Source organism: Rubrivivax benzoatilyticus JA2 = ATCC BAA-35, from assembly GCF_000190375.1.
Taxonomy (GTDB): domain Bacteria; phylum Pseudomonadota; class Gammaproteobacteria; order Burkholderiales; family Burkholderiaceae_C; genus Rubrivivax; species Rubrivivax benzoatilyticus.
Genome location: NZ_AEWG01000148.1, coordinates 34,429 through 46,645, shown reverse-complemented (window position 1 = coordinate 46,645; position 12,217 = coordinate 34,429). Strand labels below are relative to the sequence as shown.

Sequence of the window (12,217 nt, the reverse complement as noted above, 5' to 3'; positions counted from 1 at the left end):
CCATGGACTTCGATATCACCGACGACCAGCAGGCGCTGCGCGAAGCCGTTCGGCGCTGGGTGGACAAGGGTTTCGCCTTCGAACGCCGGCACGCGCTGGCCAAGGCCGGCGGCCGTTCGCGCGCCGTCTGGGGCGAACTGGCCGAACTCGGGCTCGCCGGCCTGGCGGTGCCCGAGGCCCACGGAGGACTGGGCCTGGGCCCGGTCGAGGCGATGCTCGTCAACGAGGAGCTCGGCCGCGGCCTGGTGCACGCGCCGTGGACCAACGCCGCGCTCGCCGTGCCGGCGCTGCTGGCCGCCGCGCCCGAGGCGCTGCAGCGCGAGTGGCTGCCGCGCATCGCCGATGGCTCGGCGCTCGTCGTTCTGGCACAGCAGGAGCGCGCCGCACGCTGGGCGCTGGATCGCCCGGCGACCCGCGCCGAACGCCGCGGCGACGGCTGGGTCGTCACCGGCACCAAGATCGCCGTGCCGGCCGGCGACGAGGCCGACGCCTTCATCGTGCCGGCGCGCATCGCCGGCAGCGACGGCGAACGTGCCGGCATCGGCCTGTTCGTCGTCGAAGCCGGCGCCGCGGCGATCACGCCCTACCCGACGCAGGACGGCGCACGCGCCGCCGACCTGCGCTTCGACGCCGCGCCGGCCGCGCTGATCGCCGAAGACGGCCTCGAGCGCCTGGAACATGCGGTGGACATCGCGCTGGCCGGCATCGCCGCCGAAGGCGTCGGCCTGATGGACCGGCTGCTGGCGATGACCGTCGAGTACCTGAACACGCGCCGCCAGTTCGGCGTGCCGATCGCCAGCTTCCAGGCGCTGCGCCACCGCGTCGCCGACGCCAAGATGCAGCTCGAACTCGCACGTTCGATGAGCTACTACGCGACGCTGAAGCTCGGCGCGCCGGCGGCCGAACGCCGCCGCGCCGTCGCCCAGGCGCGTGTGCAGCTCGGCCAGGCGATGCGTTTCGTCGGCCAGCAGTGCATCCAGATGCACGGCGGCATCGGCGTCACCGACGAATACGCCGGCAGCCACTACTTCAAGCGCCTGACGGTGCTGGAGCTGGCCTTCGGCGACACGCTGCACCACCTCGGCGAAGTCGCCGCACGCATGGAAGACACGGCTGGCGTCTTCGTCTGAAGCGCCGGGGCGCCGGCGGGCCGGCCGCTACAGTCGCGCCATGCCCGCGCCCCTCGACACGCTCGACGCCCTGACCGACGTCGCCGGCCTCGCCGTCGGCCACCACACGCTGGCCGACGGCCTGAGCGGCTGCAGCGTCGTGCTCTGCCCCGAAGGCTCGGTCGCCGGCGCCGACGTGCGCGGCGCCGCGCCGGGCACACGCGAGACCGACCTGCTGCGCCCGGAGAACACCGTCGAGGCCGTGCACGCGCTGCTGCTGGCCGGCGGCAGCGCCTACGGCCTGGACGCCGCCGGCGGCGTGATGCGCTGGCTGGAGGAACGCGGCCGCGGCGTCGCTGTCGGCCCGGCCGTCGTACCGATCGTGCCGGCGGCGGTGCTGTTCGACCTCTGGCTGCGCCCGGCCGCGCGCCCCGACGCGGCGGCGGGTTACGCCGCCTGCGAGGCGGCCACCAGCGGCGCCTTCGCACGTGGCAGCGTCGGCGCCGGAGCCGGCGCCAGCGTCGGCAAGCTCTTCGGGCCGCAGCACGCGATGAAGGGCGGCATCGGCACCGCCTCGCGCCGCGCCGGTGGCGTGACGGTGGCGGCGCTCGTCGCGGTCAACGCCGTCGGCGACGTCGTCGACCCGGAGCGCGGCCGCATCGTCGCCGGCGCGCGCCGCGACGACGGCCGCGGCTTGCGCGACACCGTCGCCAGCTATCTCGCCGGCGAACACGCCGCCGCGCCGCTGGCCGGCGCGACGACGATCGGTGTCGTCGCCACCGACGCGCCGCTCACCAAGGCCCAGGCGCAGCGCCTGGCGACCGCCGGCCACGACGGCCTGGCGCGCACGATCCGCCCGGTGCACACCGCCAGCGACGGCGACACCCTGTTCGGCCTGTCCACCGGCCGCGGCCCGGCGGCGCCGGCCACGCTGCTGCACGTGCTGGCCGCCGAAGCGGTGGCCGCCGCGGTGCTCGACGCGCTGCTTTCGGCCACCGGCCGGCCCGGCCTGCCGTCGGCGCGAGAATTCGCCCCCTGATGAAACTCGAACAAATCCTCTTCACCCAGGGCTTCGGCACACGCCGCGTCTGCGCCGGGCTGGTCGACTGCGGCGCGGTGCGTGTCGGCGGCCAGGTCGTCGACGACCCCTCGGCCGACTTCGACACCGCCGGCCTCGTCTTCGAGGTCGACGGCCGCGAGTGGCCCTTCCGCCAGCCGGCGCTGGTGATGCTGCACAAGCCCGCCGGCTACGAGTGCTCGCAGAAGCCCCGCCACCACCCCAGCGTGATGAGCCTGCTGCCGCCGCCGCTGCGCACGCGCGGCGTGCAGCCGGTGGGCCGGCTCGACGAAGACACGACCGGGCTGCTGCTGTTCACCGACGACGGCAAGCTGATCCACCGCCTCACCAGCCCCAAGCACCATGTGCCCAAGGTCTACGAGGCGACGACCAAGCACCCCGTCGACGAGGCCGTCGTGCAGCGCCTGCTGGCCGGCGTCGTGCTCGACGACGACCCGCAGCCGGTGCGTGCGCTGCAGGCGCAGTGCACCGGCCCGAACACGCTGCGCCTGGTGCTGGCCGAAGGCAAGTACCACCAGGTCAAGCGCATGGTCGCCGCCGCCGGCAACCGCGTCGAGGCGCTGCACCGCAGCGCCTTCGGCGCACTGACGCTGCCGGCCGACCTGGCGCCGGGGCGCTGGTGCTGGGTCGAGCCCGAGGCGATCTTCGCCGGCGCTTGAACGAGAATCCGCGGCCATGCGCGTTTTCAGAGGATTCGACCACCCCGGGCTGCGAGAGGCCGGCTGCGCGCTGACGATCGGCAACTTCGACGGCGTGCACCGCGGCCACCAGGCGATGCTCGCGATGCTGGTCAACGAGGCGCGGCATCGCGGCCTGGCCTCGTGCGTGATGACCTTCGAGCCGCATCCACGCGACTTCTTCGCCCGCCGCGCCGGCGACGCGTCGCGCGCGCCGGCGCGCATCGCGACGCTGCGCGACAAGCTGGCCGAACTGGAGCGCTGCGGCGTCGACCACGTCGTCGTCGCACGTTTCGACGAGCGCCTGGCGTCTCTGGCGCCCGAGGCCTTCGTCGAGCAGGTGCTGCAGAAGAACCTGAACGCACGCTACGTGCTGGTCGGCGACGACTTCCGTTTCGGCGCGCGCCGCGAAGGCACCTACGCAATGCTCGACGAGGCCGGCACGCGGCTGGGCTTCGACGTCGCGCGCATGCTGAGCTACGAGGTGCACGGCCTGCGGGTGTCGAGTTCGGCGGTGCGCGACGCGCTCGCTGCCGGCGACATGAAGCGCGCCGCGGTGCTGCTGGGGCGGCCGTATTCGATCAGCGGCCACGCGATCCACGGCCGCAAGCTCGGCCGCGAGCTGGGTTTCCGCACGCTGAACCTGCGTTTCCCGCACCCGCGGCCGGCGGCCGGCGGCATCTTCGTCGTGCGCGTGTACGGCCTGGCCGAACGCGCGCTGCCGGGTGTCGCCAGCCTGGGCACGCGGCCGACGGTGGAGAACGCCGGGCGTGTGCTGCTGGAGACGCACTGCCTCGAATGGCCGCTGGGCCCGGAGGCCGGCTACGGCCGCGTGCTGCGGGTCGAGCTGCTGCACAAGCTGCACGACGAGCGCCGCTACCCGTCGCTGGAGGCGCTGCGCGAGGGCATCGCCCAGGACGAGGCCGACGCCCGCGCCTGGTTCGCCGCCCAGCCGCGCTGACTCAGAAGCGCCGGCCGAGGCCGAATCCCAGGCTCCAGCCGGTCTTGCCGGTGACCGAGGGCCCGTCGGCCGCCGGCCCGAGCAACCGGCGCAGCGACACCCCGGCCAGTGCCACCCAGTCCTCGGACAGCTGGTGGCGCAGCCCGAGCACCCCCTGCAGGTCGCGCAGCCCGGCGCCGGGCGAGTAGACCGGGTAGCCGCTGGCGGCGGCCTGCTGCTCGTCGATGCCGTAGTAGCTCTGCATGTAGCGGCGGTCGGCCGCCGTCAGCCGCAGCGACGCGTTCCAGCGTGTGCGCGGCGCCAGCGGGCGCTCGCGCGACAGGCCCAGGTCGACGAAGGACCCGCCGCCACGGCCCAGCAGGTCGGGGCTCCAGCCGCCGGACAGGCGCCAGCCGTCGTCGAGCCGCCAGCTCGCGCCCAGCCGGGCCCGCACGGTCGCCCGCACGTCGCCCAGGCCTTCGAGCGCCGGTTCGTCGTCGTCGCGGCCGCGGTCGTAGCGCAGCGAGAGATGGGTGCGCAGCCGGCTGCCGCTCGTCAGGTCGAGCCCCAGGCCGCGTGTCACGTCGTCGGCGCGGCGGGTGGCGAAGGCGCCGGCGTTGCTGACGGTGAGCCGCCCCCAGCGCAGGTAGAAGCCGGGTTCGAGCGAAGCGTCGGGGCCGCCGCGGCCATGGTGCGAACTCCCCCAGGAGGCAAGCACGCCGACGACACCTTCAAACCGCCGCGGCGGCGGGCCGTCGTCGTCCGCTTCGGCCGCCGGGGCGCGGGGTGTCACCGGGGGCTCCGGCGCCTCCTCGCCCCGAGCGGAGGCGGCGACGAGCAGTGTCAGGGCCAGCGCCGGCGGACGGATGCGGAGCTTCAAAGCAGCGCCTCGGTAGAATCGGCTGATGCGATTGTCCATCGTTCGGCTCGACCCGTCGTGGCGGAACACCTCCACGCGGCGGCAGACGACGCGCGACCGAATTACGCGGACGCAGCGCCTTCGCGCCTGACCGCCCCCGCCGTCTCGCGCCGTGCCCGCACGCGCGCCTCGACGACCGCTTATGCACCGCCTCCGCACCGCCCGGTGCCGACCGACATGACCGACTCCACGAACGCCGCCGCGCCCGACTACCGCGCGACGCTGAACCTGCCCGACACCCCGTTCCCGATGCGCGGCGACCTCGCCAAGCGCGAACCGGCGTGGATCAAGCAGTGGCAGGACGAAGGCCTCTACAAGCGCCTGCGCGACGCGCGCTGCGGCAAGCCGCTGTTCGTGCTGCACGACGGCCCGCCGTACGCCAACGGCGCCATCCACATGGGCCACGCGGTCAACAAGGTCCTGAAGGACATGATCGTCAAGGCGCGCCAGCTCAAGGGCTTCGACGCCCAGTACGTGCCCGGCTGGGACTGCCACGGCCTGCCGATCGAGAACGCGATCGAGAAGAAACACGGCCGCCACCTGAGCCGCGACGACATGCAGGCCAAGAGCCGCGCCTACGCGACCGAGCAGATCGCGCTGCAGATGGCCGACTTCAAGCGCCTGGGCGTGCTCGGCGACTGGGAGCACCGCTACGCGACGATGGACCCGGCCAACGAGGCCGGCGAGATCCGCGCCTTCAAGCGTGTCATCGAACGCGGTTTCGTCTACCGCGGCCTGAAGCCGGTCTACTGGTGCTTCGACTGCGGCAGCTCGCTGGCCGAGTTCGAGATCGAGTACGCCGACAAGAAGAGCCAGACGCTGGACGTCGCCTTCCCGGCGGCCGAGCCCGACAAGCTGGCCGCCGCCTTCGGCCTGCCGGCTATCGCCAAGCCGGCCTTCATCGTCATCTGGACGACGACCGCCTGGACGATCCCCGCCAACCAGGCGCTGAACCTGAACCCGGCGCTGGACTATGCGCTGGTCGACACCGAGCGCGGCCTGCTGGTGCTGGCCGAATCGCTGGTCGAGAAGTGCCTGGGGCGCTACGGCCTGCAAGGCACGGTCGTCGCGACGACCAAGGGCGAAAAGCTCGGTGGCCTCAACTTCCGCCACCCGCTGGCCGACACCGACCCGGGCTACGACCGCCTGAGCCCGGTGTATCTCGCCGACTACGCCACCGCCGACGACGGCACCGGCATCGTGCACAGCAGCCCGGCCTACGGTCTGGACGACTTCAACTCCTGCGTCGCGCACGGGATGAAGACCGACGAGATCCTGAACCCGGTGCAGGGCAACGGCTGCTACGCCGCCGACTTCCCGCTCTTCGGCGGCCAGAACATCTGGAAGGCGGTGCCGGTCATCCTCGACACGCTGCAACGCGCCGGCCGGCTGCTCGCCACCGAGACCATCACCCACAGCTACCCGCACTGCTGGCGCCACAAGAGCCCGGTGATCTACCGCGCCGCGGCGCAGTGGTTCATCCGCATGGACGAGGGTGAAGGCGTCTTCACGAAGGACAAGGCGCCGCGCACGCTGCGCCAGATGGCGCTGGACGCGATCGAGGCCACCGGCTTCTACCCCGAGAACGGCAAGGCGCGGCTGCGCGACATGATCGCCAACCGCCCCGACTGGTGCATCAGCCGCCAGCGCAGCTGGGGCGTGCCGCTGCCCTTCTTCCTGCACAAGGAGACCGGCGACCTGCACCCGCGCACGATGGAGATCCTCGACCAGGCGGCCGACATCGTCGAAGCCGGCGGCATCGAGGCCTGGAGCCGCACGACGGCCGAGCAGATCCTGGGCGCCGAGGACGCCGCGCTCTACACCAAGAGCAGCGACATCCTTGAGGTCTGGTTCGACTCCGGCTCGACCTTCTGGCACGTGCTGCGCGGCCAGCATCCCGAGGGCTTCCACAAGCAAGGCCCCGAGGCCGACCTGTACCTGGAAGGCCACGACCAGCACCGCGGCTGGTTCCACAGCTCGCTGCTGCTGGCCTGCGCCTTGTACGGCCGCGCGCCCTACCGCGGCCTGCTGACGCACGGGTTCACCGTCGACAGCCAGGGCCGCAAGATGAGCAAGAGCCTGGGCAACGGCATCGAGCCGCAGAAGGTCTCGTCGACGCTGGGCGCCGAGATCATCCGCCTGTGGGTCGCGGCCTCGGACTACTCGGGCGACATCGCCGGCGACGACAAGATCCTCGCCCGCGTCGTCGACGCCTACCGCCGCATCCGCAACACGCTTCGTTTCCTGCTCGCCAACACCTCGGACTTCGACGCCAAGGCCGACGCCGTGGCGCCCGAGGAGCTGCTGGAGATCGACCGCTGGGCACTGGCCCGCACCGCCGAGCTGCAGGCCGAGATCCTGAAGCACTACGAGGTCTACGAGTTCCACCCGGTGGTCGCCAAGCTGCAGGTCTTCTGCAGCGAGGACCTGGGCGCCTTCTACCTCGACGCGCTGAAGGACCGGCTGTACACGACGGCGCCCAAGTCGCTGGCGCGCCGCAGCGCCCAGACCGCGCTGGTCACGATCACCCAGGCGATGCTGCGCTGGATGGCGCCCTTCCTCAGCTTCACTGCCGAGGAAGCGTGGAAGATCGTCGGCACGACCGAGTCGATCTTCACCGAGACCTACCTCGACTTCCCCGAGCCCGACGCCGCGCTGCTGGCGAAGTGGGCGCGCATCCGCGCCGTGCGCGAACGCGTCAACAAGGAGATCGAGGCCGTGCGCACCACCGGCGCCGTGGGCTCGTCGTTGCAGGCCAACGTGACGATCGGCGCGCCGGCCGAGGAACACGAGCTGCTGGCCTCGCTCGGCGAGGACCTGCGTTTCGTGCTCATCACCTCCAAGGCGCTGCTGGCCGCCGCCGACGAGCTGCAGGTGACGGTAACGCCGTCGACCGACACCAAGTGCGAGCGCTGCTGGCACTGGCGCGACGACGTCGGCCACGACCCGGCGCACCCGGGCCTGTGCGGGCGCTGCACGAGCAACCTGTACGGCGACGGCGAGGCCAGGCGCGTGGCCTGACGCCCGATCCCCGGGGGATGTCTCCGGGGGGCCTCCGTGCCGGCGCGCCGGCCCTGTGCTAGAAACGCGTCGCCGCCAAGCGCATCAGCGCACAAGGGAGGCGGTGTCGAATGGCGGAAACCAGCAGCGGCCGGCCCACCGGCTCGTCCCGACATCCCGGCGCCCGCGGCATCGTCTGGCGGACGGCGCTGGCATTCCTGGTGCTGGCCGCCGCGACCGCGGTACTGGTCCTGCGCGAGTTCCGCATCGGGCGGGAACTCGCCGCGGCGGAGCTGAAGGCCGTCGCCCGGCTTCGATCGGAACAGATCGACGACTGGCTGAACGAACGGCTGGCCCTGGGCCGCCTGCTCGAGCCCAGCCCCTCGCTGGCCCAGTTCCACCGCCGCGCGCTCGCCGGGCCCGATGCCGCGGAACGCCGCGAACTCGAGCAACGCCTGCAGCATCTGCGCGACAGCACCCGCAGCGTCAACGTCCTGCTGCTGGACGCCGACGGCCAGTTGCTCGTCTCGGCGACACCCGACGAAGCCCCGACAGCCGCCCTGCGCGACACCGTGCGGCGCGCCATCACGACCGGCCAGGCACAGCACACCCCGATGTACCGCAGCGGCGCCGATGCACAGGCGCTGCGGCTGGACATCGTCTTCCCGCTGAAGCTGAGCGGCACGCCGGCGCGCGCCGCCGTCGCGCTGCGCCAGGACCCGCAGCAGACGCTGCTGCCGGGCCTGACAGGCTGGCCGCTGCCGCGCGACGGGGCGCTGGCACTGCTGTGGCAGCGCCAAGGCGATGTCATGCATCCCTGGGCCGGGTTCACGCCCGAGTTGCAGGGGCGGCTGCCGGCGACCGTCGCCGTCACCGAAGCCGGGACGCTGCCGCTGGCTGCGCTGCGCGGCGACCCCTCGGCGCTGCAGCCGCAGCGCGCCACCGACTTCCGCGGCGAGGCCGTGACCGGCATCGTGCTGCCGCTGGGCGCGGGCGACTGGTGGCTGTCGCTGCAGGTCGACCAGCAGGCGATCGACGCGCCGGCGCGGCAGTCGGCGCTGGCCGGTCTGGCGCTGCTGGCGGTGACGCTGCTGGCGCTCCACGCCATCGGACGCAGCCTGTCCAACCGCCGCGCGCTCGCCGATGCGGAACGCGAACGCGCCGAGGAACGCGAGCGCATGCGCGCGCTGCAGCTGCTCGATACCGTCGCCGAGCACGCGGGCGAGGCGATCTTCGCCAAGGACCTCGACGGCCGCTATCTGTTCGTCAACCGCATCGCCTGCGAGCGCAGCGGGCTCAGCCGCGAGCAGTTGATCGGACAGCGTGACGTCGACGTCTTTCCGCCCGACACCGCCGCCGCCTACGCCGCCGACGATCGGCTCACGCTGCGCGACGGCAACGCCATGACCTTCGAGCAGACGATGCCGACGCCGAACGGCGTGCTCCATCTGGCGGTGACGAAGGCGCCGCTGCGCGACGGCGACGGGCGCATCGTCGGCCTGGTCGGCGTGGCCAGCGACCTCACGGCACTGCGCCGCGGCGAACAGGCCCTGCGCGAGAGCGAGGCCCGCTTCCGCTCGGTCTTCGAGGTGCTCAACGAGGGCATCGTCGTGCGCGCCCCCGACGGCAGCATCGTCGACGCCAACCCGGCAGCCGAACGGCTGCTGCTGCAGCCGGTTCAGGCCCTGCGCGGGCGCCGGCTCGACGAGCTGGGCTGGGAGCCGGTGAACGAGAGCGGCGAGCCGTCGCCCGAGGGCCTGCAGCGCCTCACCGAGGTCATCACCGCCAGCGGGGAGTGCCGCGACGCCGAGGTTCGCGTGCGCGCCCCCGACGGCCGGCAGCGCTGGCTGCGTGTCAACGCCGAGCCGGTGCGCGACCCCGACGACGGCCGGCTGATCGCCGTCGTCGCGTCCTGGGACGACGTCACCGAGCGCCGCGAGACCACCGAGGAGCTGCGTCGCCACCGGCTGCACCTGCAGCAGCTGGTCGAGGAACGCACGCTCGAGCTCAAGCACGCGATCGCCGGGCTGGCCGAAGCCGAACGTTCGGCGCGCATGATCGCCGACAGCCTGCCCGGCCTCGTCGCCTACTGGGACCGCCAGATGCGCTGCCGCTTCGCCAATCGCGGCTACTGCGACTGGTTCGGCATGAGCCAGGAGCAGATCATCGGCCTGTCGATGACGGAGCTGCTGGGCCCCGAGTTCGTGCGGACGCAGGCCGACCTGATCCGCGCCGCATTCGGTGGCGAGCTGCAGCAATACGAACGCAGTGCGCCGAGCCGCGGCGGCGAGCCGCAGGACCTGCTGGTGCACTACGTGCCCGACCGGCGCGCCGACGGCCAGGTCGACGGCTTCTACGTGATGGCGATCGACATCTCGGCGCAAAAGCGCGCCGAGGCCGGGCTGCAGCGCGCCAACGCCGAACTCGTCGTCGAACGCGACCGCGCCGAAGCCGCCAGCCGTTCCAAGAGCGCCTTCCTGGCCAACATCAGCCACGAGATCCGCACGCCGATGAACGCCATCATCGGCCTGGCGCACCTGATGCTGCGCGACGCGCACGCGGACACCGAACGCGAACGGCTCCTGAAGATCCGCGGCCAGGCCCAGCACCTGCTGCAGATCCTCAACGACGTGCTGGACCTGTCCAAGATCGAGGCCGGGCGGCTGGAGCTCGAGGCGATCCCGTTCTCGCTGGACACGCTGCTGGCGCGGGCCTTCCAGACCGTCGCGACCGAGGCCCAGCGCAAGGGGCTGGAGCTGGTGCTGGACACCGACGCGGTGCCCGACCGTCTGGTCGGCGACCCGACGCGGCTGCTGCAGGCGCTGCTGAACCTGCTGTCCAACGCGGTGAAGTTCACCGAGAAGGGCTGGGTACGGCTGCAGGCTCGACAGGCCGATCACGCCGAGGGCCGCGTGCTGCTGCGCTTCACCGTCACCGACACTGGCGTCGGCATCCCGCCCGACCGCCTCGGCGCCCTGTTCCAGGCGTTCGAGCAGGTCGACAGCTCGACGAGCCGGCGCCACGGCGGCACCGGCCTGGGCCTGGCGCTGACGCGCCACATGGCGTCGATGATGGGCGGCGAGGTCGGCGCCGACAGCACGCCCGGGGCCGGCAGCTGCTTCTGGTTCAGCGCCTGGCTGGCGCTCGAAGGGGAGCAGCCCGCGCCGGTGCCGAAGATGGCGGGCCTGCGCGTGCTGCTGGCCGACGACCTGCCCGAGGCCCGCGAGGCGCTGGCCGACCGGCTGCGGCACCTGGGCATGCAGGTCGATGCCGTGTTGTCGGGCGAAGCCGCACTCGAGCAGGCGGCGGCGGCCGGCGCCGCCGACCAGACCTACGACCTGCTGCTGCTGGACTGGCGCATGGAGGCGCTCGACGGCATCGAGACCCTCGCACGCCTGCGCGCCCTGCCAGCCGCGGCCAAGGCCCCGGCGCTGCTGGTCACGGCCTTTGACGACGACGGCATGCGCGAGCGGGCCGAGGCCGCCGGCTTCGCGTCGGTGCTGCTCAAGCCGGTGGCGGCCTCGACGCTGCACGACACGCTGCAGCGTGTGCTGCGGCACTCCGGGGCGGCCTCCGAGGCCGTGATGCCGCCGCCGCACGGCAGCGGCCAGGCCGAGGCCGCGCTGCGCGCGCGCGGTTGTCGCCGGCCGCTGCTGCTGGTCGAGGACAACCCGATCAACCAGGAAGTGGCGCTGGAACTGCTGCGCGCGGTGGGGCTGGAGGTCGATCTGGCCGTCGACGGCCGCGAGGCGCTGCGCATGGGACAGGCGCGCGACTACGCCGCGGTGCTGATGGACATGCAGATGCCGGAGATGGACGGGCTGGAAGCCACGCGCGAGCTGCGGCGCACCGGGCTGGCCGTGCCGATCCTGGCGATGACGGCCAACGCCTTCGGCGAAGACCGCGCCGCCTGCCTGGCCGCGGGCATGAACGACCACATCGCCAAGCCGGTGGACCCGCAGACGCTGTACGCCACGCTGCTGCGCTGGCTGCCGCCCGCGACGCCGGACGGCGCCAGTGCGCCGGCGGGGCCGCCGTCCGGCGCCGGGTTCGCCGAACGCCTGGGCGCGCTCGGCGAGATCGACGTCGACGCCGCGCTGCGGCTGGTCGGCGGGCGGCCCAACGTGCTGCAGCGGTTGATGCGACGTTTCGCCGAGGTCTACGCGCTCGGCGTGCCGGCGCTGGTGGCCCCCGGCGGCGACGAACGGCTCGCGGCCTGGAAATGCGCGGCGCACTCGCTGCACGGCGCCTGCGGCGCAATCGGCGCGCGCGCGCTGCAGGCCCATGCGCGCGAGCTGGAGCACGACACCGCCAGCGCGACGCAGGCCGAGCCTCTGGCCGAGCGGGCGCGCGAGCTGCACGAACGCGTGAGGGCGGTGGCAGCCCAGCTGGAGGCCCTGCTCGACTGAGGCCGCCGCGCGGGGGCCGGCGACGGCCTCGCGCTACAGTAGCGGCCCGCCCGCCGGCCCCGGCGGTCCACCCGCATCACGACTT

General features: G+C 73.1%; 7 protein-coding genes. 6 read left to right on the top strand and 1 reads right to left on the bottom strand.

The genetic code is table 11. The features are described 5' to 3' along the window. The first annotated feature begins 2 nt into the window (after window positions 1-2). From RBXJA2T_RS16440 to RBXJA2T_RS16425, 4 genes are read left to right on the top strand one after another with little or no spacing between them, the layout of a single operon-like run. Window positions 3-1,130, top strand: a complete 1,128-nt coding sequence (locus tag RBXJA2T_RS16440) for an acyl-CoA dehydrogenase family protein (protein ID WP_009858546.1) — start codon at window positions 3-5, stop codon at window positions 1,128-1,130. A gap of 40 nt (window positions 1,131-1,170) precedes the next feature. Further along, window positions 1,171-2,148: a P1 family peptidase gene (locus RBXJA2T_RS16435; RefSeq protein WP_009858545.1), complete on the top strand. Its 978-nt coding sequence runs from the start codon at window positions 1,171-1,173 to the stop codon at window positions 2,146-2,148. Continuing rightward, window positions 2,148-2,846 (top strand): pseudouridine synthase, encoded by a 699-nt coding sequence (locus RBXJA2T_RS16430; protein ID WP_009858544.1) that lies wholly within the window; start codon window positions 2,148-2,150, stop codon window positions 2,844-2,846. Before RBXJA2T_RS16435 ends, RBXJA2T_RS16430 begins: the two co-directional genes overlap by 1 nt. 16 nt (window positions 2,847-2,862) lie before the next feature. After that, the gene (locus tag RBXJA2T_RS16425) at window positions 2,863-3,825 is read left to right on the top strand and encodes a bifunctional riboflavin kinase/FAD synthetase (RefSeq protein ID WP_009858543.1); all 963 of its coding nucleotides are present in this window, start codon (window positions 2,863-2,865) and stop codon (window positions 3,823-3,825) included. A 1-nt stretch (window position 3,826) separates the two neighbouring features. Here RBXJA2T_RS16425 and RBXJA2T_RS16420 read toward each other — a convergent pair whose 3' ends face one another. After that, a complete protein-coding gene (locus RBXJA2T_RS16420) occupies window positions 3,827-4,597 on the bottom strand; it encodes a MipA/OmpV family protein (protein WP_237704897.1) in 771 nt (256 codons plus the stop codon). 303 nt (window positions 4,598-4,900) lie between these two features. Here RBXJA2T_RS16420 and ileS point away from each other — a divergent pair, with 303 nt between their 5' ends. Continuing rightward, complete coding sequence (gene ileS / locus RBXJA2T_RS16415; protein ID WP_009858541.1) at window positions 4,901-7,744, top strand: isoleucine--tRNA ligase; 2,844 nt, start codon at window positions 4,901-4,903, stop codon at window positions 7,742-7,744. Window positions 7,745-7,854: 110 nt separating this feature from the next. Then, on the top strand, window positions 7,855-12,132 hold the full coding sequence (locus RBXJA2T_RS16410) for a PAS domain-containing protein (protein WP_009858540.1): 4,278 nt from the start codon (window positions 7,855-7,857) through the stop codon (window positions 12,130-12,132). The last annotated feature ends 85 nt before the right edge of the window (window positions 12,133-12,217 follow it).

Coding starts and splice junctions, on each gene's coding strand:
- RBXJA2T_RS16440 (WP_009858546.1), top strand. CDS start 3: ATGGACTTCGATATCACCGACGACCAGCAGGCGCTGCGCGAAGCCGTT.
- RBXJA2T_RS16435 (WP_009858545.1), top strand. CDS start 1,171: ATGCCCGCGCCCCTCGACACGCTCGACGCCCTGACCGACGTCGCCGGC.
- RBXJA2T_RS16430 (WP_009858544.1), top strand. CDS start 2,148: ATGAAACTCGAACAAATCCTCTTCACCCAGGGCTTCGGCACACGCCGC.
- RBXJA2T_RS16425 (WP_009858543.1), top strand. CDS start 2,863: ATGCGCGTTTTCAGAGGATTCGACCACCCCGGGCTGCGAGAGGCCGGC.
- ileS (WP_009858541.1), top strand. CDS start 4,901: ATGACCGACTCCACGAACGCCGCCGCGCCCGACTACCGCGCGACGCTG.
- RBXJA2T_RS16410 (WP_009858540.1), top strand. CDS start 7,855: ATGGCGGAAACCAGCAGCGGCCGGCCCACCGGCTCGTCCCGACATCCC.